The sequence below is a fragment of the Caulobacter sp. X genome (genome assembly GCF_002742635.1).
Lineage (GTDB): Bacteria > Pseudomonadota > Alphaproteobacteria > Caulobacterales > Caulobacteraceae > Caulobacter.
The window spans coordinates 768,766-790,743 of the sequence record NZ_PEGF01000001.1; the positions used below are offsets into that span (position 1 = coordinate 768,766).

Annotated in this window: 25 protein-coding genes, 1 tRNA gene and 1 pseudogene; 12 read left to right on the top strand and 15 right to left on the bottom strand. The window is 68.0% G+C overall.

The annotated features are described in order from the left end of the window. Position 1: 1 nt before the first annotated feature. A complete protein-coding gene (gene pyrE, locus CSW60_RS03395; RefSeq protein WP_099535916.1) occupies positions 2 to 586 on the bottom strand; it encodes an orotate phosphoribosyltransferase in 585 nt (194 codons plus the stop codon). Between the two features lie 80 nt (positions 587 to 666). On the opposite strand from pyrE, the gene CSW60_RS03400 reads away from it, so the two are divergent. Beyond that, positions 667 to 1,071: an NUDIX domain-containing protein gene (locus tag CSW60_RS03400; RefSeq protein WP_099535917.1), complete on the top strand. Its 405-nt coding sequence runs from the start codon at positions 667 to 669 to the stop codon at positions 1,069 to 1,071. Here the strand turns inward: CSW60_RS03400 and CSW60_RS03405 are convergent. The 3 genes from CSW60_RS03405 to folK all read right to left on the bottom strand — a co-directional run bounded on the left by CSW60_RS03405 (position 1,068) and on the right by folK (position 4,412). Then, complete coding sequence (locus CSW60_RS03405) at positions 1,068 to 3,146, bottom strand: bifunctional (p)ppGpp synthetase/guanosine-3',5'-bis(diphosphate) 3'-pyrophosphohydrolase (RefSeq protein WP_236634205.1); 2,079 nt, start codon at positions 3,144 to 3,146, stop codon at positions 1,068 to 1,070. The genes CSW60_RS03400 and CSW60_RS03405 overlap by 4 nt on opposite strands. A 242-nt stretch (positions 3,147 to 3,388) precedes the next feature. Next, on the bottom strand, positions 3,389 to 3,748 hold the full coding sequence (gene rpoZ, locus CSW60_RS03410; RefSeq protein WP_004619634.1) for a DNA-directed RNA polymerase subunit omega: 360 nt from the start codon (positions 3,746 to 3,748) through the stop codon (positions 3,389 to 3,391). A gap of 112 nt (positions 3,749 to 3,860) precedes the next feature. Then, positions 3,861 to 4,412, bottom strand: coding sequence for a 2-amino-4-hydroxy-6-hydroxymethyldihydropteridine diphosphokinase (gene folK / locus CSW60_RS03415; protein ID WP_099535919.1), 552 nt, complete (start codon positions 4,410 to 4,412; stop codon positions 3,861 to 3,863). A 9-nt stretch (positions 4,413 to 4,421) separates the two neighbouring features. Here folK and CSW60_RS03420 point away from each other — a divergent pair, with 9 nt between their 5' ends. Beyond that, positions 4,422 to 5,018 carry an NYN domain-containing protein gene (locus CSW60_RS03420; RefSeq protein WP_099535920.1) on the top strand — a complete coding sequence of 199 codons (597 nt, stop codon included), beginning with the start codon at positions 4,422 to 4,424 and terminating at the stop codon, positions 5,016 to 5,018. Between the two features lies 1 nt (position 5,019). Continuing rightward, entirely contained in the window at positions 5,020 to 5,697 is a 678-nt protein-coding gene (locus CSW60_RS03425) for a uracil-DNA glycosylase (protein ID WP_099535921.1), read from the top strand. 5 nt (positions 5,698 to 5,702) lie between these two features. Here CSW60_RS03425 and CSW60_RS03430 read toward each other — a convergent pair whose 3' ends face one another. The 4 genes from CSW60_RS03430 to glpK form a co-directional block, all read right to left on the bottom strand. Continuing rightward, positions 5,703 to 6,653, bottom strand: a complete 951-nt coding sequence (locus CSW60_RS03430; protein ID WP_201722960.1) for an alpha/beta hydrolase — start codon at positions 6,651 to 6,653, stop codon at positions 5,703 to 5,705. Continuing rightward, positions 6,539 to 7,738 carry a Gfo/Idh/MocA family protein gene (locus tag CSW60_RS03435; protein WP_201723031.1) on the bottom strand — a complete coding sequence of 400 codons (1,200 nt, stop codon included), beginning with the start codon at positions 7,736 to 7,738 and terminating at the stop codon, positions 6,539 to 6,541. The genes CSW60_RS03430 and CSW60_RS03435 overlap by 115 nt, the downstream gene beginning before the upstream one ends. Then, positions 7,636 to 8,628, bottom strand: coding sequence for an SMP-30/gluconolactonase/LRE family protein (locus CSW60_RS03440; RefSeq protein ID WP_236634206.1), 993 nt, complete (start codon positions 8,626 to 8,628; stop codon positions 7,636 to 7,638). Before CSW60_RS03440 ends, CSW60_RS03435 begins: the two co-directional genes overlap by 103 nt. A gap of 129 nt (positions 8,629 to 8,757) precedes the next feature. Then, positions 8,758 to 10,248 (bottom strand): glycerol kinase GlpK, encoded by a 1,491-nt coding sequence (glpK, locus tag CSW60_RS03445; RefSeq protein WP_099535925.1) that lies wholly within the window; start codon positions 10,246 to 10,248, stop codon positions 8,758 to 8,760. A gap of 157 nt (positions 10,249 to 10,405) precedes the next feature. Here glpK and CSW60_RS03450 point away from each other — a divergent pair, with 157 nt between their 5' ends. The 3 genes from CSW60_RS03450 to CSW60_RS03460 all read left to right on the top strand — a co-directional run bounded on the left by CSW60_RS03450 (position 10,406) and on the right by CSW60_RS03460 (position 12,885). Beyond that, on the top strand, positions 10,406 to 11,491 hold the full coding sequence (locus CSW60_RS03450; RefSeq protein WP_099535926.1) for a DUF2336 domain-containing protein: 1,086 nt from the start codon (positions 10,406 to 10,408) through the stop codon (positions 11,489 to 11,491). 31 nt (positions 11,492 to 11,522) lie between these two features. Then, positions 11,523 to 12,305: an NAD kinase gene (locus CSW60_RS03455; RefSeq protein ID WP_099535927.1), complete on the top strand. Its 783-nt coding sequence runs from the start codon at positions 11,523 to 11,525 to the stop codon at positions 12,303 to 12,305. A gap of 91 nt (positions 12,306 to 12,396) precedes the next feature. After that, entirely contained in the window at positions 12,397 to 12,885 is a 489-nt protein-coding gene (locus tag CSW60_RS03460; protein WP_099535928.1) for an Hpt domain-containing protein, read from the top strand. On the opposite strand, the gene CSW60_RS03465 is transcribed toward CSW60_RS03460, so the two are convergent. From CSW60_RS03465 to folD, 3 genes are read right to left on the bottom strand one after another with little or no spacing between them, the layout of a single operon-like run. Continuing rightward, the gene (locus CSW60_RS03465) at positions 12,882 to 14,285 is read right to left on the bottom strand and encodes a D-arabinono-1,4-lactone oxidase (protein WP_099535929.1); all 1,404 of its coding nucleotides are present in this window, start codon (positions 14,283 to 14,285) and stop codon (positions 12,882 to 12,884) included. The genes CSW60_RS03460 and CSW60_RS03465 overlap by 4 nt on opposite strands. Positions 14,286 to 14,307: 22 nt before the next feature. Further along, positions 14,308 to 14,667 carry a cytochrome c5 family protein gene (locus CSW60_RS03470; protein ID WP_099535930.1) on the bottom strand — a complete coding sequence of 120 codons (360 nt, stop codon included), beginning with the start codon at positions 14,665 to 14,667 and terminating at the stop codon, positions 14,308 to 14,310. Continuing rightward, positions 14,667 to 15,560 (bottom strand): bifunctional methylenetetrahydrofolate dehydrogenase/methenyltetrahydrofolate cyclohydrolase FolD, encoded by an 894-nt coding sequence (gene folD, locus CSW60_RS03475; RefSeq protein WP_099535931.1) that lies wholly within the window; start codon positions 15,558 to 15,560, stop codon positions 14,667 to 14,669. Before folD ends, CSW60_RS03470 begins: the two co-directional genes overlap by 1 nt. Positions 15,561 to 15,662: 102 nt before the next feature. Between folD and CSW60_RS03480 the strand changes: the two genes are divergently transcribed. Beyond that, positions 15,663 to 17,186: an aldehyde dehydrogenase family protein gene (locus tag CSW60_RS03480; RefSeq protein ID WP_099535932.1), complete on the top strand. Its 1,524-nt coding sequence runs from the start codon at positions 15,663 to 15,665 to the stop codon at positions 17,184 to 17,186. Positions 17,187 to 17,445: 259 nt separating this feature from the next. Here the strand turns inward: CSW60_RS03480 and CSW60_RS23835 are convergent. Then, positions 17,446 to 17,526, bottom strand: a pseudogene (locus tag CSW60_RS23835) (hypothetical protein); the annotation flags it as partial. Positions 17,527 to 18,024: 498 nt separating this feature from the next. Here CSW60_RS23835 and CSW60_RS03490 point away from each other — a divergent pair. From CSW60_RS03490 to arfB, 3 genes are all read left to right on the top strand, one after another. After that, positions 18,025 to 18,099, top strand: a tRNA-Thr gene (locus tag CSW60_RS03490). Between the two features lie 22 nt (positions 18,100 to 18,121). Continuing rightward, positions 18,122 to 18,583 (top strand): YaiI/YqxD family protein, encoded by a 462-nt coding sequence (locus CSW60_RS03495; protein ID WP_099535933.1) that lies wholly within the window; start codon positions 18,122 to 18,124, stop codon positions 18,581 to 18,583. After that, positions 18,580 to 19,002 (top strand): alternative ribosome rescue aminoacyl-tRNA hydrolase ArfB, encoded by a 423-nt coding sequence (gene arfB / locus CSW60_RS03500; protein ID WP_099535934.1) that lies wholly within the window; start codon positions 18,580 to 18,582, stop codon positions 19,000 to 19,002. The genes CSW60_RS03495 and arfB overlap by 4 nt, the downstream gene beginning before the upstream one ends. A gap of 302 nt (positions 19,003 to 19,304) precedes the next feature. Here arfB and CSW60_RS03510 read toward each other — a convergent pair whose 3' ends face one another. The 3 genes from CSW60_RS03510 to CSW60_RS03520 all read right to left on the bottom strand — a co-directional run bounded on the left by CSW60_RS03510 (position 19,305) and on the right by CSW60_RS03520 (position 20,774). Next, positions 19,305 to 19,832, bottom strand: coding sequence for a MarR family winged helix-turn-helix transcriptional regulator (locus CSW60_RS03510; protein WP_369801007.1), 528 nt, complete (start codon positions 19,830 to 19,832; stop codon positions 19,305 to 19,307). 162 nt (positions 19,833 to 19,994) lie between these two features. Continuing rightward, positions 19,995 to 20,210 carry a hypothetical protein gene (locus CSW60_RS03515; RefSeq protein WP_099535937.1) on the bottom strand — a complete coding sequence of 72 codons (216 nt, stop codon included), beginning with the start codon at positions 20,208 to 20,210 and terminating at the stop codon, positions 19,995 to 19,997. Positions 20,211 to 20,267: 57 nt separating this feature from the next. Further along, positions 20,268 to 20,774, bottom strand: a complete 507-nt coding sequence (locus CSW60_RS03520) for a GcrA family cell cycle regulator (protein WP_099535938.1) — start codon at positions 20,772 to 20,774, stop codon at positions 20,268 to 20,270. 270 nt (positions 20,775 to 21,044) lie between these two features. On the opposite strand from CSW60_RS03520, the gene CSW60_RS03525 reads away from it, so the two are divergent. Beyond that, complete coding sequence (locus CSW60_RS03525) at positions 21,045 to 21,563, top strand: cytochrome c family protein (protein ID WP_099535939.1); 519 nt, start codon at positions 21,045 to 21,047, stop codon at positions 21,561 to 21,563. Position 21,564: 1 nt separating this feature from the next. Then, positions 21,565 to 21,942 carry a nuclear transport factor 2 family protein gene (locus tag CSW60_RS03530; protein ID WP_099535940.1) on the top strand — a complete coding sequence of 126 codons (378 nt, stop codon included), beginning with the start codon at positions 21,565 to 21,567 and terminating at the stop codon, positions 21,940 to 21,942. Positions 21,943 to 21,978 lie beyond the last annotated feature (36 nt).

Genomic DNA, 21,978 nt, shown 5'->3' on the forward strand with positions numbered 1-21,978 from the left:
TTCAGCCCTTCAGTCGGCGGCTGCCGGGATCCTCGATCGGGATCGCGGCCAGCTCCGGCGGGAGGGCGTCGGCCGGATAGGCCGGGACCTCGAGGCTGGCCAAGGCGACCAGCGGCACGCCGACATCGGCCTTGCCGCCCGAGCGGTCGACGATGCAGGCGGCGGCCACGACGTCGCCGCCGGCGTCCTTGATCGCCTGGATACATTCGCGCGACGACAGGCCCGTCGTGACGATGTCCTCGACCATCACGACCTTTTGGCCGGGCTCCAGGTGGAAGCCGCGGCGGAACTTGAAGCTGCCGCCTTCGCGCTCGACATAGATCGACGGCACGTTCAGGTGCCGCGCGGTTTCGTAGCCGGGGATGATTCCGCCGACGGCCGGCGAGACGGCGACATCGACCTGCCCCACCGTGGCGATGATCTTCTGCGCCAGGGCCTTGCAGAGGCGCTCGCAGCGCTCGGGCCGCATGAACACCAGGTTCTTCTGCAGGAAGACGGGGCTGTGCAGGCCGCTGGACAGCACGAAGTGGCCTTCGCGCAGGGCGCCGGCGGCGCGGAATTCGTCGAGGACGTCGTCGTTGGTCATGGGCCGTCGATATAGCCCAGCCGGCCGAGTCTACAAACGCCGGCTTGCGGAGTGACGCGGTTTAAGGCTCTACCGCCTGCATGACCGAAGAGATCCAACGCCCCCGCGTCGGCTGCGGCGCCGCCATCCTCGACGACCAGGGCCGCCTGCTGCTGGTCAAGCGGGTCAAGAATCCGGAGGCCGACCACTGGGGCGTTCCCGGCGGCAAGCTCGACTGGGGCGAGGCCGCCCACGCCTGCGCCGAACGCGAGATCCACGAGGAGCTCGGGATCACCATCAAGGCCGGCCGCGTGCTGGCGGTCACCGACATGGTCGCGCCGGACTACCACTGGGTGGCCATCACCTATGCGGTCGAAAGCTGGGAAGGCGAGCCGGCTATCCAGGAGGCCCACGCCATCCACGAATGGGGCTGGTTCGCGCTCGACGCCCTGCCCTCGCCGATGACGGCGGCCAGCCTCGACGCCGTGGCGGCGCTGAAGGCCTAGCCGCGCGTCCGATCCACCGTCTCGACCGACGGACAGGCCCGCAGAGCGGCCTGGATGTTGGTCAGGTGCTTGGCGTCGCGAACCTCGACGTCGATGTCGGTGTCGAAAAAGTCGCTCTGCCGATGGTGCATGCGCAGGTTGACGATGTTGCCGCCCGCCTCGCCGATGATCGTGCAGACCTGACCCAGCACACCCGGCGCATTCTGGATCGTCGCGTGCAGGCGCGTCATCGAGATCGTCGAGCGCTCGGCCTCCGGCGTCCAGTTCAGATCGCGCCAGAGTTCCTCGTGGTCCTCGAACTCGGCCAAACGCGGACAGTCGATCGTGTGAACGTCGAGGCCCTCGCCATCCTCGCGCAGGATGCCGACGATGCGGTCGCCGGGCACAGGGCTGCAGCAATGGGCGAAGTGCAGCGACACGCCCGGCGTCAGGCCGCCGCCGCCGACATAGAGCGTGGCGCCCTTGCCGCCCTCGATCTTGCGACGGGCCGTGGCGGCCTCGCGCTCGGAGTCCTTCATGCCCGGATAGGCGGTTTCCAGCACTTGGCTGGGCGAGACCCGGCCGCGTCCAACCGCATCGAACAGAGCCTCGTCGCCCTCCAGAGCGAAGCGCTCCAGGATCGGCCGCAGCGACACGTCCTTCAGCTTCTTGCCGGCGCGTTCGAAGACCTGCTCCAGCGACGCCCGGCCTAGGCGCAGGAACTCTTCCTTCTCGGTCTGGCGGATATGACGTCGAATGGCCGAGCGCGCGCGGCCCGTCACCGTCAGCGAACGCCAGTCCGGCGGCACCACGGGCTTGGAGCCCCGCACCACTTCGACCACGTCGCCGTTGACCAGAGGCGTGCGCAGAGGCTTCAGCTCGCCATTGATCTTCACGCCGATGCAGGTGTCGCCGACGCTGGTGTGGACCGCGTAGGCGAAATCGAGCGGCATGGCGCCTCGCGGCAGGCTGACCAGCTTGCCCTTGGGCGTGAACACGAACACTTGGTCGAGGAACATCTCGAGCTTGGCGTGCTCGACCAGCTCTTCGCTGTCGCCGCCGTGCTCCAGCACCTGGACCAGCTGGCGCAGGTTGGCCAGGGGGTCGCGACCACCGGCGGCCTCCATACCTTCCAGATCGAGGCCGTACGAGGCGTCCTTGTAGCGGAAGTGGGCGGCGACGCCCTCCTCGTTGACGCGGTCCATGGCCTCGGTGCGGATCTGCATCTCGATGCGCATGCCGCGCGGGCCCACGACCGTGGTGTGCAGCGAGCGGTAGTTGTTCCGCTTCGGCGTCGAGATGTAGTCCTTGAACCGGTCGGGCACGCTGGACCAGGCGCGGTGCACGACGCCGAGGGCCCGGTAGCAGTCTTCCTCGCTGTCGACGATCACGCGGAAGGCGTAGATGTCCGACATCTGCGAGAAGCCGATCGACTTGCGCTGCAGCTTCCGCCAGATCGAGTACGGCGACTTCTCGCGACCGAAAACGCGCGAGGGCAGGTTGGCCGATTCCAGGCGGGCCGCGATTTCCTGGCTGACCAGGGCCACCGCCCCGCCCTGCTCTTCGCGCAAGGCGTCCAGGCGGCGCAGGATCGCGTCGCGGGCGACGGGATTGGTGTGCTGGAAGGACAACTCCTCCAGCTCCACGCAGATGCGGTGGCAGCCGATGTTGCGGGCCAGCGGCGCGTAGATGTCGCGTGTCTCGCGGGCGATGCGCTCGCGCTTGGCCTGGTTCTTGATGAAGTGCAGCGTCCGCATGTTGTGCAGACGGTCGGCCAGCTTGACCAGCAGGACGCGGACGTCCTTGGAGATCGCCAGGATGAACTTGCGCAGGTTCTCGGCCTGGCGCGTGTGCTCGGCCTGGAGCTCCAGCTTAGACAGCTTGGTGACGCCCTCGACCAGTTCGGCGATCTCCTCGCCGAACAGCTGGGCGATCTCCTCCTTGGTGACCGGGGTGTCCTCGATCACGTCGTGCAGCAGCGCCGTGACGATGGTCGCGGTGTCGAGCCGGTATTCGGTGAGGATGCCCGCCACCTCGATCGGGTGGGCATAATAGGGGTCGCCGCTGGCCCGGGTCTGCGAGCCGTGCATGCGCATGGCGTAGACATAGGCGCGGTTCAGCAGCGCCTCGTCGGCTGTCGGGTCGTAGGCGTGAACCCGCTCGATCAGCTCATACTGACGAAGGAACTTGGGGCGCGGCTTGGCCGGAACAGCCGGGGCCGGGGTCGGCTCGGCGGGGGCCGGAGACGACGACGCGCCCGATTCGGTATCGGGCGCGCGTTGGGATGAAGCGGTGTCGGAGACCGCTTCCAGGGTCAGAGGGTCTGCGCCTTCGGGGCTCAGTACCGCTCCTCCTGGCCGCCGTCGCGGTCGCTCTGCAGAGCGCGAACCAGCTCCAGCTCGCTCATCTGCATGTGGCTGGGATCGGCCAGCAGAGCCAGGGTCTCGGCTTCTTCCTCGGCCTCGGTGTGTTCATCGACGCGCTGCAGCGTCGTGATCAGGTGCTCCTTGAGCCCCTCGTGATCGATCACGTCGTCAGCGATTTCACGCAAGGCCACGACCGGGTTCTTGTCGTTGTCGCGATCGACCATCAGGGCCGCGCCGGCCGAGATGCCGCGGGCGCGGTGCGCCGACAGCAGGACGAGCGCGAAGCGGTTCGGAACCTTCTCGACGCAATCTTCGACGGTGACGCGGGCCATGAGTTCCTCGGGCTGCGGTTATCTATCGCAAAATAGGCTTCCGTGCGGCGACACGCAACGCCGCGCACGATCATCAGCTTTCGCGAGCGGGCGCTTATGCCCGCTTCGCCGGTCAATGTCCAGACTTAGTCTGCTCGTCCGAAGCGCGCGCTGGCCTCGCGTCGCGACCGACCGCCGCCTTGTCCGCCAAGGCTAAAGCCGTCTCTTCGAGGCGCGGGTGAATCCAGGCCGGAGCCGCCTCCGCCAAGGGCCCCATCACGAACAGACGCTCGTGCGCCCTGGGATGCGGTACGACGAGATCGCCGCTCAGAACCATCCGTCCATATGCGACAAGATCGAGATCCAGGGTGCGAGCGGCGTTAGCCTCTCCCCTCGCCCGCCCGAACCGCGCCTCGATCCGATGCAGGGCCGCCAGGGTCTCGGCAGGCGACAAGGCGGTCCGCACGATCGCGACGCCGTTCAGATACTCCGGCCCCGCCGGATCCGGCCAGGCGGCGGAGCGCCACCAACTGGAGCGCGCCGCGAGCTCAAGTCCTTCGTCGGACAAGGCCATCAAGGCGGCTTCCAACAAGGCCTCGCGACTCGTATAGGCTCCCGGCAGATTGCAGCCGAGCGCCACGATCACGGCCTCGTCCAAGTCATTTTCAGCGACCTGATTTTTCAAGGAATTATCGTGACCTTCTATCCGACCGACCGCATCGCCCTCTTTATCGACGGGGCCAATCTCTATTCCGCCGCCAAGGCGCTGGGCTTCGACATCGACTACCGCAAGCTGCTCGACGAGTTCAAAAAGCGCGGCGTCCTGATCCGGGCCTATTACTACACCGCCATCGCCGAGAACGACGACTATTCGCCGATCCGCCCGCTGGTGGACTGGCTGGACTACAACGGTTTCACCCTGGTGACGAAGCCGGCGCGCGAGTTCACCGATAGCCAGGGCCGCAAGCGCTGGCGCGGCGACATGGACATCGAGATCGCCGTCGACATGCTGCAGATGGCCGAGACCGCCGACCACCTGGTGCTGTTCTCCGGCGACGGCGACTTCCGCGCCCTGGTCGAGGCCGTCCAGCGCAAGGGTCGCCGCGTCACGGTCGTCTCGACGATGAAGAGCCAGCCGCCGATGACCAGCGACGACCTGCGCCGCCAGGCTGACAATTTCGTCGACCTCGCCGATCTGGGCGGCATCATCGGCCGTCCTCAGCGCGTCCAACCGCGCCAGACATCGGACAACCGCACCCCGGCCGAGCGCGAAGCCGAGGACGAATACTGAGATGTCGCAGGTCTCCAACATCGCCGGCGAGGTCGTCCCAAACCCGGCCGAGCCGCCGCGTGATTGCCCGCTGTGCCCGCGCCTCGTGGCCTATCGTCGCGAGAACCAGGATCTCTATCCGGACTGGTTCAACGGCCCCGCTCCGTCGTTCGGGGACAAGGACGCGCGGCTGCTGGTCGTGGGCCTGGCCCCCGGCCGCAAGGGCGCCAACCGCACGGGTCGGCCGTTCACCGGCGACTATGCCGGGACCCTGCTCTACGACACGCTGATCAAGTTCGGCTTCGCCACCGGCAAGTTCGAGGCGCGCCCCGATGACTCCCTAAAGCTGGTCGGCAGCGCCGTCACCAACGCGGTCCGCTGCGCCCCGCCCGGCAACAAGCCCGAGACCTCGGAAGAGAATAATTGCCGCCCGTTCCTGACGACGCGGCTGGAGATGTTCCCGAACCTGAAGGCCATCGTCACTCTGGGGGACGTCTCCCGCCGCAACGTCCTGAAAGCCCTTGGCCTGAAGGCGTCGGTGGGCGTCCCGGGCCACGGCTCTGAGTTTCAGGCCGGCCCCTATCGGATCTTCAACAGTTATCACTGCTCGCGCCTGAACACGAACACCGGCCGCCTGACGACGCCGATGTTCGAGGAGCTATTCGCTCGGGTGAAGGCCTACCTGGACGAAACTCCGTAAGCCGCTTAGCGCGGCTTCATCCAGCCATTGTCGTTGAGCCAGTCGACCAGCAGGTTCGGCCAATGCTTGAACGAGGCCTGCTCCTTGCGCAGGCCCATGTTGAAGGCGTGACCGCCGGCTTGGAACAGGTGCAGCTCGACCGGGACCTTGGCGGCCCGGAACCTGGGCAGCAGGTCGACCAGCGGCGCCGAGCAGCACTCGTCGTCATTGGCCGCGACCATGAACGCCGGCGGGGCGTCGGCCGGAACCTTGTCCGGCACGCCCAGCGGCCCCGGATAGACCAGCACCTGGAAGTCGGGCCGGGCGCTGACGGCGTCGATCGCGTCGACCTTAGGGTCACTGGCCTTGGCGCCCTGATAGATTTCGAGGTTCGCCGTCTCACCGCCAGCCGAGAAACCCATCAGGCCGATCCGCTTGGGATCGATCCCGTACTCGGCGGCGTGGGCGCGCACCCACCGAACGCCGCGCACCGCGTCCTGTCGCGCGTTCTCGATCGAGTAAGGCGAGCCCTCCTCACGGAACAGACGGTACTTGATGATGAAGACCGCCACGCCAGCGGGGTTCATCACCTTGGCGACGTCCGTACCTTCCGAACGGATCACCAGGATCTTGTGACCGCCGCCCGGCAGCACGACCAGGGCCGCGCCGGTGGCGATCTCCTTGGGCGGCAGATAGACGGTGACGGACGGGTTGTTGATGCTTCTCAGCCAGTAGTCGCCCGGGACCTCTGGCATATCCTTGCGGCTCTCGAACCCCGGCGCGCCATTGGGCCAGAGCGGGAACTGCTGCTGGGCCAGGGCCGCGCTCGGCGCCAGCAGCGTCGCGGCCAGGAGCACCCCCCTCACAGCTTCACCGTGCGGCCCTCGCGGGCGGCGCGGTAGATGGCCTCGATCAGGCGGACGTCCTTCAGCCCCTCTTCGCCGCCGACGATCGGCTCGCGGTTGGTCAGGATGCATTCGGACAGGTGGTCCAGTTGGGCCGAGAACTGGTTCTTCGGCTGCGGAGCCGGTTCGCGCAGCGTGGGGGGGCCGCCCAGCGCGGTCCGCATCGTCTGACCCTGGTACGGGGTGGCGGGATCGAGCTCGATAAAGCCCTTGGGCCCCGAGACCCGATACCGGTTGAAGTTGGCGGTGTAGGCCGAGCCGCACTGGGCCGTGGCGCCCGACGGAAACAGAAGCTGGAAGTTGATGATGTCCTCCACCTCCTTGAAGCGGGGGTTGGACCGGTCGGTGGACTCGATGGCGTTGACGGCCACCGGCTCCTCGCCGGTCAGGTAGCGCGCGGCGTTTAGGCTGTAGATGCCGATGTCCATCAGGCTGCCGCCGCCCGACAGCGCCTTCTTCAACCGCCACTGCGTGGGATCGCCGATCGTGAAGCCATGGTCCGTCGAGATGTGCCGCACCGGACCCACCGCCCCGTCGCGGATCAGCTTGATCGCCTCGATGTTGTGGGCCTGGAAGCGGCTGCGATAGCCGATCATCAGCTTGCGACCGGCCTTCTTGCACGCGGCGATCATCGCCTCGCAATCGGCCGAGGAGGTCGCCATCGGCTTTTCGCACATCACGTGCTTGCCGGCCTTGGCCGCGCGCTCGGTGAAGGCGCGGTGCAGGCTGTTGGGCGTGATGACGTAGACGATGTCGACGTCTGGGTTGTCGACGATCTTGTCGAAGGTTTCGTAGCTGTAGCGGTGGCTCTCGGGGATGCCGTACTGCTCGCCGAAGGTCTTGAGCTTCTCCGGCGTGCCGCTAACCAGGGCGACAAGCTTGGAATGCTCGCACTCGGCGAAGCGCGGCATGATGATCTTGGTGGCGTAATAGCCAAGGCCCAGGACCGCGTAGCCCAGCTTGCGGTCGGACTGGCGGGCCAGGGCGCCAAGAGGACTAGACGCGGCGGCCAACGCCAGGCCCGAGGCGACAAAGGTTCGCTTGCTGATCGTGCTCATTGCTTCGCTCCCGTAAGGCCCGACGTCAGGGTGCGGACCCGCGCCAGGACGTGGTTGGAGGTCAGGAACAGCGTGCGGCCGTCCTCGCCGAACGTGCAGTTGGCGGTCGGGAAGCCGGTCTCGATCACGCCCAGAAGCTTGGCTTCCGGCGTCAGGACCAGGACCCCGCCCGGACCGGTGGCGAAAAGCCGCCCCTGGGCGTCCACGCGCATTCCGTCGGGCAGGCCTGGGCCGCCCGCCTTCTGCAGTTCACTGGCGTCGAAGAAGACCTTCCGCGACACCGGCAGTCCATCGCGACCAAGGTCGTAGGCCATGATCACCGGCCCCTTGGGATCCGACACGGCGACGTAGAGGCGCTTCTCGTTCGGCGAGAGGGCCACGCCGTTCGGAAAGGTCAGCTTGTCGTCGACCAGCGCCACCTCGCCGTTCGGCCGGCGCAGATAGACGCCGTTGAAAGGCAGCTCCTTGACCGGCGAAGCGTCCAGGCCTTCCAGGCCGTAAGGCGGATCGGTGAAGTAGATCGAGCCTTTCAGCTCGCCCAGACGCGCGACGATCAGGTCGTTGGGGCTGTTGAACCGCTTGCCCTGGAAGCGGTCGGCCAGGACGGTCTTGGCCTTGGTCTTCAAATCGACCTTCGACACCGCGCGGTTGCCGTGATCGCAGACCAGCAGTTCGCCAGCCGGCGACAGCGTCATCCCGTTGGTCCCGGGCTCGCGGAAGACCTTGGTTGGCGGACCGGCATAGCCCGACGGCTGAAGGAAGATGGCCTTCCCGCCCTTCTCGCTCCACCGGTACATGACGTTGCCTGGGACGTCCGAGAACAGCAGATAGCGCCCGTCCGGAATCCAGACCGGCCCCTCCGCCCAGGTGATCCCGTCGGCCAACTGCTCGATCACCGCGCCCGGCGGGATAACCGCATCCAGCTCTGGCGAAAGTCGACGTATCCGGCCGATCTCAGGGAAGGCCGGCGCCGCGGCTTCTGCGGTCATTGATCGTCCTCCGGCGATGAGGGCGGCTCCGGCTGCGAGCAAGGCGCGTCGGGTCGTCATGGTGGCGGTCTCCGCTTCTTGTTTCCCATCTAGAGACCATGACAGCGATGTCACGGCAACGACGAAACGTCAGGACCTGACGCGCGGCACGGCGTCCAGCCAACGCGCATAGGCGGCCTCGCGTTCGTGCTCCTTCAGCGACGGTTTGAGCGTCTCCGCGGCCGGGCTCACCTCGGCCGCTTCCTCGACGCTGGCGTAGAGGCCCGCGCCGACCGCGGCGAACAGGGCGGCGCCCAGCGCCGTCGTTTCCTGGTAGCTGGACCGGCGCACCGAAACCCCCGTCAGGTCCGCCAGCCGCTGCGAGAACCAGGCGCTGCGGGACATGCCGCCATCGATGCGTAGCTGCGCCGACTCGCCGAAGGCGCTGGGCGCGTCGGCGCGCATCGCCTCGATCAGGTCGCGGCTCTGCAGGGCGCAGGCGTCGTAGGTCGCCGCCGCGATCTCGGGCAAGCCCGCATCTCGCGTCAGGCCGAAGATCGCGCCCCGAGCGCCGGCGTCCCACCAGGGCGCGCCGAGGCCGGTGAAGGCCGGCACCACGACGACGCCGTGGTCGTTCTTGGCGGCGCGCGCCAAAGCCTCGGCTCCGCGCGGCCCACCGGTGACGCCCAGGCCTTCGCCCAGCCATTGGATCGCCGCCCCGGCCACAAAGATCGAGCCTTCCAGGGCGTAGGTCGTCTTGCCGTTCACCCGCGCCGCCACGGTGGTCAGCAGCCGAGAACGAGAGACGCACTTCTCCTCGCCTGTATTGATCAGCATGAAGCAGCCGGTGCCGTAGGTCGCCTTCATCTGGCCCGGCGAGACGCACCCCTGCCCCATCAGCGCGGCCTGCTGGTCGCCGGCCACGCCGCGGATCGGGATGGGGCGCTCCAGGACCTCGTGCTCGAGAACGCCGTAGTCGTCCACGCAATCCAGCACCGTGGGCAGCAGGGTCGCGGGTACGTTGAACAGCGTCAGCATCTCTTCGGACCAAGCCTGGGCGCCGATGTCGAACAGCAGCGTGCGAGAAGCGTTGGTCGCGTCGGTGGCGTGCATCTTGCCGCCGGTCAGCCGCCAGATCACCCAGCAGTCCATGGTGCCGCACAGCAGCTCGCCCGCCTCGGCCCGGGCGCGCGCTCCCGGGACGTGATCCAGCAGCCAGGCGATCTTGGTGGCCGAGAAATAGGGATCGAGCAGCAGACCCGTGACCTCGGCCACACGCGGCTCGCGGCCTTCGGCCTTGAGCTTGGCGCAGACGTCGGCGGTGCGCCGGTCCTGCCAGACGATCGCCGGATGGATGGGACGGCCCGTGTGCCGGTCCCAGACGACGACCGTCTCGCGTTGATTGGTGACGCCGATGGCGGCGATGTCATCCGCGCGGCCCGACGCCTCGACAGCTTCGCGCATTACGGCCACGCAGGCGGCGTAGATCTCCTCGGCGTCGTGCTCGACCCAGCCGTCGTGCGGATAGTCCTGACGGAGCGGCCGCGAGGCCTCGGCCAAAGCTCGTCCCTCGTGGTCGAACAAAATGGCGCGCGTGCTCGTGGTGCCCTGGTCCAGAGCCAGGATCAGGTCTTGCGCCATTCGGCGTCCTCCCTCGTAAGCGGCCGCCGGTCTCGATTCACGCCGACGCCAAACACCGCCTTTAAGCATGTTTTCATTTGGCCTCCGCAAGGTCATCCTTGAAGCGCCTACGGATTCGAGGAGTCGGGCCATTCCTGCCGTCGAGATCTCCGCGCTCATGAAGCTGGCCCGCAGTCGCGAGCCGGGAGACCGTGAGCGCCTGCTTACCGGGATCATCGACCTCTGCGAGGCCGGCCGCGCCAAGGGCGAGCCGACCCATCCCGACGTCCAGGCCCTGCTGAACTCGATCTTCATGACGCTGGTCGTCGAAGCCGAACGCGATATCCGGCATCGCCTGTCGGAGCGTCTGGCCGACGCCGACTGGGCGCCGTCGGCCCTGATCAACATCATGGCGCTGGACGAGATCGAGATCGCCCGTCCGATCATCGCCCGCAGCCCCGTCCTCAACGACCACGACCTGGTCCGCCTGCTGGTTCAGGCGACGCTGGAGCACCAGATCGAGATCGCCCGCCGCCCGCGCCTGTCGCCGCCGGTGATCGACGCGATCATCGAGCGCGACGAGCCCGCCGTCCTGACGGCTCTGGCCGCTAACGAGACCGCGGAGATTTCCGACCAGGCCATGCGGCGCCTCGTCGATCGTTCGCGCGACGTCGTCGCCCTGCGCTCGCCGCTGGCCCGTCACCCGCGGATGTCCAGCGACCTGGCCGAGCAGCTCTATGTGCTGGTCGGCCACGCCCTGCGCGAGGCCCTCGCCTCCCGTTTCAACCTCGACACAGCCCGCATGCAGGGGGCGCTGGACGAAGCGCTGCGCGCCGCCCATCGCGGCGAGGCCGCGATCGAGATCGGCCCCGTCGAGCAGGACGAGGACCGCGAGGACATGGAGCGCTCGCTGATCGAGAAACTCGACTCGGCGGGCCAGCTTCGTCCCGGCTACCTGCTGCGGGTGCTGCGCGAGGGACGGCTGCAGTTGTTCATCATGGCCCTGGCGCGCCTGGGAGACTTCGAGCCGGCGCAGATCCGCCGCGCCATCGACAGCGCCAAACCCGAGCTACTGGCCCTCGCCTGCTCGGCCGTCGGCATCGACCGCAGCGTGTTCCCGACGATCCTCGAGCACGTCCGCCAGCTGAACGGCGGCCGTCCGGGCGGCGGCGACGAGGGCCTGCGCCGCGCCGGCAGCGCCTTTGGCCCGTTTACGCCGGACATCGCCGGCATGGCCTTCCGCCAGGCCGTCGGCGCGGTTTGACAACCGCCCAGGCTTGCCGCCTCTTGGCGCCATGTACCAGCCGCAACCTTTCGTGACTCGCCTGGCGTTCAAGTCCAGCGACCGGCCCGAGGCGCAAGAGGCCCGTGAACGGCTGGTCGCGCGCTATGGCGACGTCGGCGAGGACAACGCCCAGGTGATCGTCGCGCTCGGCGGCGACGGCTTCATGCTGGAGACGCTGCACGAGGCCATCGCCTCGCAGACCCCGATCTACGGCATGAACCGGGGCTCGGTCGGCTTCCTGATGAACGAGTACAGCGAGGACGGCCTCCTGGAGCGGATCAACGCCGCCGAGCGGGCGGTCATCCATCCGCTGGCCATGGTGGCGATCGATTCGCGCCGCACCCAGCATCGCGCCCTGGCGATCAACGAGGTCTCGCTGCTGCGCCAGACCCGCCAGACGGCCAAGCTGCGCATCTCGATCGACGGCAAGGTGCGGATGGGCGAGCTGGTCTGCGACGGCGCCCTGCTGGCCACCCCGGCCGGATCGACCGCCTACAATCTTTCGGCGCACGGCCCGATCATCCCGATCGACGGCCATGTCCTGGCCCTGACGCCGATCAGCGCCTTCCGTCCCCGCCGCTGGCGCGGCGCCCTGCTGCCGCAATCGGCCCGCGTGACGTTCGAGATTCTGGAAGCCGACAAGCGCCCCGTCAGCGCCGTCGCCGACAACTTCGAGGTCCGCGACGTGATGGAGGTCCACATCTCCGAAGACCGCGGCACCTCGCTTGCGATGCTCTTCGACGCTGGCCGCAGCCTTGAGGAGCGCGTCCTGGCCGAGCAGTTCTCCGCCTGAGACGTTGGGTCGCACGGTAGGTGCGGTCTCACTCAATGTTAACGCCTGCTATGTTAGCGTCACCCAAGTATCCGCCGCTGGGGAGGCGATCGTGACGAACAAGACCACCGCCGAGGTGATCCAGGTGCCGAACATGCTCAAGCTCAAGGTGGGCGGGCGCGGCGGCATCGACATGGCCGCGATCGCCAAGGCCGAAGCGGCGCTAAAGAGCCTGTCCGGCAACTTCGCCCAATGGCTGGACGACGAGATCGTCAAGCTGGAAGCCGCCCGCCAAGGCGTCCGCACCGAAGGCCTCACCGCCGAGACGGTCGAAACCCTCTACCTGCGGGCCCATGACCTGAAGGGCCTGGGCGCGACCTACGAGTTCCCCCTGATCACGCGCCTGGCCGCCTCGCTGTGCAAGCTGATCGACGACCCGGCGACGCGGCTCTCCGCGCCGATGTTCCTGGTCGACGCCCACATCGACGCGATCAAGGCCTGCGTCCGCGACGACATCCGCGTCGACACCCATCCAGTCGGCCGCCCTCTGGTCACCGAGCTGGAAGCCCGCGTGGCCGAGTACCTCGGCTCGGCCGGCTAGGTCAGGCCGAACAGCCCCCTCAGGTACGGATTGAGCATCCGCCCCTCGGGATCCAGCTCCTGGCGCACGGCCAGGAAATCGTTCCAGCGCGGATAGAGCGCCTGCAATTGCTGCCCCCGCAGCGTATGCAGCTTGCCCCAGTGCGGCCGCCCCTCGTAGCGGCGGAAGATCGGCTCGACCACGCTGTAGAGGAAGCTGAAGTCGTCGCGGTAGTAGGCGTGCACCGCCACTGAGCCGCGCGGCCCGCCTTGGAACGGCGACAGCCAGGCGTCGTCGGGCGCGATCCGCCGCGCCTCGATCGGGAAGAAGACGTCGGGCCGCTCCTTCTCGAGAGTGCGGACGACCTCTTCCAGGGCCTTCAGCTGGTTCTCGACCGGCAGGTGGAATTCCATCTCGTTGAAGCGCACCGGACGCTCGGTCGACAGCAGCTTCCAGCCCTCGTCGACGGCCGTCTCGGGCTTTGCGGTCGACAGCAGCGCCTTGGCGGCGGCCTTGCGCACCGGCGTGGCGAAGCCCAGCAGATTGCGCAGGCCTTTGAGCGCCTCAAGGAACTCCGTGTCCTGGTCGGGACCGCGCGGCAGGGCCGGATCGTCGGTCTCGTCGTGGCTGATGTTCGCCGCGAGACCCGTGAACGGCACGGCGTAGAATTCGAAGTTGCGATGCTGGGCCCAGCGCGCCTCGGCGTTGGCCAGGGCTTCCTCGAAGGGCTCCAGCCAGACGCGGCGACGCAGACGGCGGTTGGCGCTGGTCCGAATGCGCACCTGGCTGATCACGCCGAGCGATCCGAGCGAGACGCGGGCGGCCTGGAAGATCTCGGGATGGTTGGTCGCGTCGGCGTCGATGACCTGGCCGGACGGCGTGACCAGCCTCAGGCCGGTGACGTCGCCGTGCAGCGCGGGGATCTTGGCCCCGGTCCCGTGCGTGGCCGTGCCCAGCGCGCCGCCCAGCGATTGCTTGTTGATGTCGGGCAGGTTCGGCAGCGCCCGGCCCTTCTCGGCCAGCATGGGCCCGAGCGCGCCCAGCCGCGTACCGGTCCGGACGATCGCCGCGTCGCCCTCCCAGCCGACGACGCCTGACATCGAGTCCAGCGAGACCAGGGTCCCGGTCGTCGGCGCCAGGGCGGTGAAGGAGTGGCCCGCGCCCACTGGGCGGATCGGTCCCTGCGCGGTCTTCAGGGCCAGAGCCAGCTCGCCCTCGTCCTTGGGCGCCAGGCGGGCGGCGGGATAGGCGTTCTGGATGCCGGACCAATTGCGCCAGAGCAGCTTGCCGTCGGCGTTGACCGAGGGCGGGGACGGCGGTTCAGGCTTGTCTCCGGTGGCGACCTTGTAGGCGGCCGCGCCGCCGGCGACCACCGCCACGCCCGTTCCACCGGCGATCAGGGCCCCTCGCCTCGAGATCATGTTTCCGCCCGCTCGTTGTTTGTTACGCCGCGGAGTCTTCGCGCCCCGCCATGAAGCGTATCAGGGCCTTGAAATCGTCCGGCGTGCAAGTCGCGCATTGACCGGTCGCCGGCATGGCGTTGAAGCCCTGGATGGCGTGGTCCAGCAGCACGGCCTCGCCCTGCTTCCAGCGCGGGTCCCAGGCGGCGCGGTCGTGGACCAGCGGCGCGCCCGCGCCGGGGATGGCGTGACAGGCGTGGCATGAGGTCTCGTAGAGGCTCGCTAGCCGCGCATCAGCGGGCCGCAGCGCCAGGGCCTGCTCGGGCGTGGGCGGCGGCGGAGGCTTGGCCCCGCAGGCCGCGAGGATCAGGGCGGCGGCGGCGAGAAGGGCCAGCCGCCGCATCAAGCGATCCCCGACAGGCGCTTGGCGGCCGTCAGCGTGTTGGCCAGCAGGCAGGCGATGGTCATCGGTCCGACTCCCCCCGGAACCGGCGTGATCGCGCCGGCGACCTCGGAAACTTCATCGAAGGCCACGTCGCCGACAAGGCGGGTCTTGCCAGCCGCCGCGGCCGCCGGGTCGCGGGCCGGATAGCGGGTGATGCCGACGTCGATCACGGTCGCGCCCGGCTTGACCCAGTCGGCCTTGACCATCTCGGCCCGGCCCACGGCGGCCACGACGATGTCGGCCTGACGCACGATGCCCGGCAGGTCCTTGGAGCGCGAGTGAGCGATGGTCACGGTGCAGTCGGCGGCCAGCAGCATCTGGGCCATCGGCTTGCCCATCAGGTTCGAGCGGCCGATCACCACGGCGTTCTTGCCCGACAGGTCGCCCAAGGTGTCCTTCAGCAGCATCATGCAGCCCAGCGGCGTGCAGGGCGTCAGGGCCGGCAGGCCGCTGGCCAGGCGCCCGGCGTTGGTCACGGTCAGGCCGTCGACATCCTTGTCGGGCGAGAGGGCCGCGACGACGTCCATCTGGCTGATGTGCGGCGGCACCGGGAACTGGACCAGCACGCCGTGGATCTTGGGATCGGCGTTCAGCTTGGCGACCACGGCCAGCAGCTCGTCCTGGGTCGTCTCGGCCGGCAGGCGATGGGTTTCGGAGTACATGCCCGCCGCTTCGGTCTGTTCGCCCTTGTTGCGGACATAGACCTGGCTGGCCGGATCCTCGCCGACCAGCACGACGGCCAGCCCTGGCGTCACGCCATGTTTGGCCTTCAGCTCGGCCACCTCCTCGGCGATCTTGCCCCGCAGATCGGCCGCGAAAGCCTTGCCGTCGATGAGTTTCGCCTGCGCCATGGGGGTTCTCCTGCTTGACCCGTCCCTAGCCGCTCGACGCGCGCCGCGCAACGCCGGCGCCAAGGACTTGACCCGGGACCTGGGTCGGCGTTTTCCAGGCGTATGACACAGTCCTTCCCGACTCCCGCCGCCCACGCCCGCGACCTGCTGGACAAGCTGGGCGTCCCGGCCCGCCCCGCCGACGCCGGCCAGCCCGTGCGCAGCCCGGTCGACGGTTCGATCCTGACCCACGTCGCCTTCGACGACGCCCGCCAGATCGAGGCCAAGGTCGCCGCCGCCCGCCGCGCCTTCGACGCTTGGCGCGTGGTCCCCGCCCCGCGCCGAGGCGAGCTGGTCCGCCTGTTTGGCGAAGAGCTGCGCGCCGCCAAGTCGGATCTCGCCGAACTGGTCACCCTGGAGGCCGGCAAGATCGCCTCCGAGGCGGCTGGCGAGGTCCAGGAGATGATCGACATCTGCGACTTCGCCGTCGGCCTGTCGCGCCAACTGCACGGCCTGACCATCGCCTCGGAACGCCCCGGCCACGCCATGCGCGAGACCTGGCACCCGCTGGGCCCGGTGGCGGTGATCAGCGCCTTCAACTTCCCGGTCGCCGTCTGGGCCTGGAACGCGTGCCTGGCCTTGGTCTGCGGCGATCCGGTGATCTGGAAGCCGTCGGAGAAGACGCCGCTGACGGCGCTGGCGACCCACGCCATCCTGCAACGCGCCCTCGCCCGCTTCGGCGACGCGCCGGAAGGCTTGGCGTCCGTGGTCCAGGGCGGCCGCGACGCCGGCGAGCGCCTGGCCCGCGATCCGCGCATCCCGCTGGTCAGCGCCACCGGCTCGACCCGCATGGGCAAGGCCCTGGCCCCGGTCGTGGCCGAGCGCTTCGGCCGCTCGATCCTGGAGCTGGGCGGCAACAACGCCATGATCGTCACGCCCTCGGCGGACCTTTCGCTGGCCCTGCGCGCCATCGTCTTCTCGGCCGCCGGCACGGCGGGCCAGCGCTGCACATCCTTGCGTCGCCTGATCGTCCACGAGAGCCTGGTCGACAAGCTCTCCGACGCCGTCGAGACCGCCTTCCAGCGCCTGCCGGTCGGCGATCCGCGCGAGGCCAAGACGCTGCTCGGCCCGCTGATCGATCGCCAGGCCTATGAGGCTTTCGTCGCCGCGATGGACGCCGTCCGGGCCGAGGGTGGGACGGTCAGCGGCGGCGAGCGCCTGTTGGCCGATCAATGGCCCGAGGCTTTCTATGTCCGCCCGGCCCTGGCCCGCCTGCCCGCCCCGGCGCCCTGCATGCAGCGCGAGACCTTCGCGCCGTTGCTGCACGTCGTGCCGTACGCGGACTTCGACCAGGCGGTGGAGATCCAGAATGACGTTCCTCAGGGTCTCTCCTCCTGTGTGATGACTAACGACGTCCGCGAGGCCGAGGCCTTCCTGTCGGCGGCGGGCAGCGACTGCGGCATCGCCAACGTCAATATCGGCCCCTCGGGCGCCGAGATCGGCGGCGCGTTCGGCGGCGAGAAGGAGACCGGCGGCGGTCGCGAGAGCGGCTCCGACAGCTGGAAGCAGTACATGCGCCGCCAGACCGCGACGGTGAACTATTCGGGAGCCCTGCCGCTGGCGCAGGGGGTTCGGTTCGATCTGTAGAAATCCTCCCCCTGACGGGGGAGGTGTCCGCGAAGCGGACGGTGGGGGAAGTTCTGCTGACCCGGCCTCTTCCCCCTCCGTCGTCGCTACGCGCCGACACCTCCCCCGCTAGGGGGAGGATTTGGGCGTGCGACCGCCGCTTCACGCGGCCGGCCGCTGAAGGGATGGAAAGGGACGCGGAGCGCCGGACGACGTCCGGTGAACTTTGATAAATACCGTTTCGACGAAGCCCGACGCTCCGCGCGACCGTTATCCGCCAGCGTCCCGTCGGGTGGCCCTGTTCAGGCCTTACCGGGACCTGGGCGCTTCCGTTTCCAGAAGACCCAGCGGTCGAAGAGGACGGGCTTCCAGCCAGACACGCCCTTTTGCCTTCAACCACGCCGACGGCGGGCGGGTGAGCCCAGCAAGCTCAGCCCCGGACCGTCCGAGTATCCCCCTCGAACCTGTCCCCGCTCGATCGCCCCCCGCCGCCACGATGGTCGCTGGCCATGCGCCCTTTCCTCGCGACGAGGTGGGTAGAGAATACGGCAGGTTTTGGAGGGGAGGATAAGTCGCCGCGAAGGCCCGTTCCTTCCATCACCCTCTCCCTTGGGGAGAGGGCGGGGCCCAAGCGAAGCTTGGGAGGGTGAGGGCCTAAGCCCTCGCCGTTAAAAATGCAGGTAACACAGAGGCTTGCGCGGACTCATCACTGGCTTCGCCATCCCCTCACCCTCCCACGCCTTCGGCGCGGGCCCCGCCCTCTCCCCATGGGAGACGGTGTTCTATGCCCGTACCCGCATGGGTATTGCCGTCCGCGCCGGCAAACGGCATAAGCCCTGACCTCGGGTCACAGACCCACGCCGGCTTAGCACAGCGGTAGTGCAGCGGTTTTGTAAACCGAAGGTCGGGGGTTCGATCCCCTCAGCCGGCACCACTCTCTTTCCTCGGGTCGCGCGATGACCGCCACGCTCTTCATCGACGCCGACGCCTGCCCCGTGAAGGACGAGGCCTACAAGGTCGCCGCCCGGCATGGCTTCAAGACCTTCGTGGTGTCCAACAGCTGGATCCGCGTGCCCCAGACGCCCGTGATCGAGCAGATCGTGGTCGACGCCGGCCCCGACGTCGCCGACGACTGGATCGCCGAGCGCTGCGGACCGGGCGACGTGGTCGTCACCAACGACATCCCCCTGGCCGACCGCGTCCTGAAGGCGGGCGGCGCGGCCGTGGCGCCGAACGGACGGGTGTTTACGGCCGACATGATCGGCTCGGCCTTGGCCTCGCGCTCGATCGGCGAGCACCTGCGCTCGATGGGCGAGGTCACCAAGGGCCCGGCCGCCTTCGCCAACGCCGACCGCTCGCGCTTCCTGCAGGCGTTGGACCAACTGGTGGTCAAGGCCAAGCGCGTGGCTCCGAGATGATCGAGATCACCTCCTGGCTACGGATCGACGAGGACGAGCTGGTCTGGAAGGCGACACGCGCCTCGGGCCCCGGCGGCCAGCACGTCAACAAGACCTCGACCGCGCTTGAGCTGCGGTTCGATGTCAGGAACTCCCCGTCCCTGCCCGAGGATGTGAAGGCGCGGCTGGAAAAGCTGGCGGGCAGCCGCCTGACCCAGGACGGCGTGCTGATCCTGTTCGCCCAAGGCTCGCGCTCGCAGGAGATGAACCGCCAGGACGCCCAGGCGCGTCTCGTCGACCTGATCCGCCGCGCGACCGAGAAACCCAAGCCGCGCAAGGCGACCAAGCCGACCTATTCCAGCAAGCTCAAGCGGCTGGAAGGCAAGGCCAAGCGCGGCACGGTGAAGTCCGGGCGCGGCCGGGTGAAGTTCGAGGATTAGGCCTGAACGATACGCACGTTACGGACATGGCCTATTGATGCTTGGAGCACCTCAACGTTGGAGGTCTCAAGGAACTTCTTCAAAAGACGCTCTGCACACGCGATCTGGCGAAATGGGAACGCCAAGTTCAACTCGCCGACCATAGCCGGCGTCACGACGAAGCAATGGTCAGCGGTGCTGATAACCGGTACAAAGGTGCTGTAGGTCTTTGTATTCATCATACTCTCCATATCATGGCCGCGCCGTCATCCCGACGGTGCACGCCACGAAAATGGAACAAATAGAGAATACAGTCAAGCAGCCTAGACCGTCCCCACCGGCGCCGGGGCGCTGAACGCCAGGACGTCGTCCTTCCAGTCCGACTCGGCGATCAGGCCGCCCAGCATCTTCTGCAAGGCGCGCGTCATGGCGGCCTGCTCCTCAGGCGTCAGGTTGGCGCAGACGTCGTGGTTCAGCGGACGGATCTCGGCGCGGATCTTTTCGAGCAAGGCCCGGCCGGTCTCGGTCAATCCGATGACCACGATGCGGCGGTCGGCGGGCGAGGCCTCGCGGCGGACCAGGCCGTCGGCGATCAGGCTGTCGATCGATCGGGTCAGGGTCGTGCGGTCGGTGGCCGCCAGCTTGGCCAGGCGCGTCATCGACAGGTCGCCGAACCGGCGCAGCGAAATCATCGCCACCCACTTGGGAAAGCTCAGCCCATGACGCCCAAGCAGATCCGCGGCCATGGCCCGGCGGTGCTGCTCGGTCTGATAAAGCAGATAACTTAGATAACTCGGCAGCGGCAGAGCATGGTCTTCTACCATCCCCGCGCGCTCTTCCCCCTCACGCATACCTATTTCGCTCCCCCGCAAAGCGGCGCTCTGTCTGTCATAAGGTTAACGCTCACGCAATCAGCGCGGCCGAAACGGAAACGAAAAACCCCGCGAATGGCTTCGCGGGGTCATTTCGTTCAATTTAAGCGGGAATTAGACCCCTGGACACGGGCTCTTGGCTCAGGCGTCGACCGCGGCGCGATTGCGGTTGCGGCCGCGGGTCAACCAGTCGTCGGGATAGGTCTCGCGCACGGTGATAGACTTGAACTGGGTGACCGGGATCTCGGCGTGGTCACCGGGATGGAGATCGCGCGACACCGAATGACCGGCGAACTCCTCGATGATGGTGATCACTTGGCTGCTGCCGGCGACGTTCTCGATCAGGACCATGTTCATGGGGGTGTCTCGGCGATCGTGCGTAAGAGGAATAGGAGAAGGCGGCGAGGATCGGGTTCAGCCCAGGGCGGGCTGGACGCGCTTGTCGTTGACGCCCTTCAGGGCCCAGGCTTCGAGAGCTTCGTTCGAGCCGACCCGACGGAAGGCGCCCTGGCTATGCTGCTCGCAGTACGAGCCGCGAGCGCTGACCTTGGGGCGACCGCAGAAGCCGAAGTCCTCGCTGTCGGGGTGGCCGATCGGCCAGCGGCACGAGTGAGCGCCCAGGCCCAGGATGCCGGAGGTCGGCAGCAGATCTTCCTCGACCCGCTCGAAGGTGACGGCCGGACGAGCGGCCGAGGTCGCCTCGCGAGCGGGGCGTTGGCGCGAGGCCATGCGCGACGGAACGCGGATGGACGAGGCGCGCTGGCGGACCGGGGTTTCGCGGACGGTGATGCCCAGGCGGTGCACCTTGCCGATCACCGCGCTTCGGCTGACGCCGCCCAGTTGCCGCGCGACCTGGCTCGCGCTGAGGCCCTCCAGCCAAAGCTTCTTGAGGGTCGCTGTGCGTTCTTCGCTCCAGTCCATGATCTTGTTTCCCAGCCCTGCCCGGAGCCAGCCCGCTCCGTGGGAAAAGGGGTAAGATTTATGGTTAACGAGCGTCAAATGGTTATGTGCGAACCCACGGTTTGCGATTTCACTTTTCACTCAGAGAATCACATAGATATCGCCAATTGTCGCAGGCTTGGCCGTGCGGGGTCCTTGCGGCGTGACAAGGCGGGGGCCCAGATTTTATAGGTATTTGGAATGCGTCGCGGCGTCGCAGAGCCCGCGACCAAACGTCAGTCGGGAACAATCATGCGCACGCTGAAACTGGCCGCCCTCGCCGCCCTCGCCGCCTCGCTCGTCGCCTGTTCGAAGGACGGCGGAAGCTCTTCCGAGGCGCCCGCCGACGCCCCGACCGCCGCGCCCGCCTCGGCTCCGGCGGTCGCCGCCCCAACCGACGCCGAGAAGGCCGCGGCCCTGGCCGCCCTGCCCGCGCCCTACAACACCGGAAACCTCGCCAACGGCCAGAGCAAGTTCGCCCTCTGCCGCTCGTGCCACACGATCACGCAAGGCGGCCCGGACATGACCGGCCCGAACCTCTACGGGATCTTCGGCCGCAAGGCGGGCTCCAAGGCCGGCTACAGCTATTCCGACGCCGTGAAGGCCGCCGGCTTCACCTGGGACGCCGAGCAATTGGACAAGTGGCTCGCCGACCCGCGCGGCTTCATGCCGGGCACCAAGATGACCTTCGCGGGGCTGAAGAACCCGCAGGACAGGGTGGACCTGATCGCCTACCTGAAGGTCGAAACGGGCTACAAACCGGCGCCGTGACGTGAAACCGGCTCCGCCCGACATCCAGGCGCGGGTCGAGCGCCTCTATGACGCCAACCAGCGGCGCGATTTCGGAGCGTTTCGCGCCCTGGTGCACCCGCATCTGGAGTGGCCGGACCTGACGCGCGGCGGAGCGCTGGACAGCCCCGAAGCTGTCCGTGACTACTGGGCCTATAACGATCGCGCGCTGCGGATCGAGATGACGCCGGTCAAGGTGGAGCTGGACGACGCGGACCGCATCGTCGTGCTGGCCAATCAGGTCGTCTGGAACCTGGCGGGCAAGCTCTGGTCGGACCTGATGGTTCGCCATCGCTACACCTTGCGTGACGACCTGTTCTGGCGCCTGGAAGTTCTCGAGATCGATCGGCCGAAACCCTGACACCGGTCGAGCGCGCCGGTCTACCCGGCGCGCTCG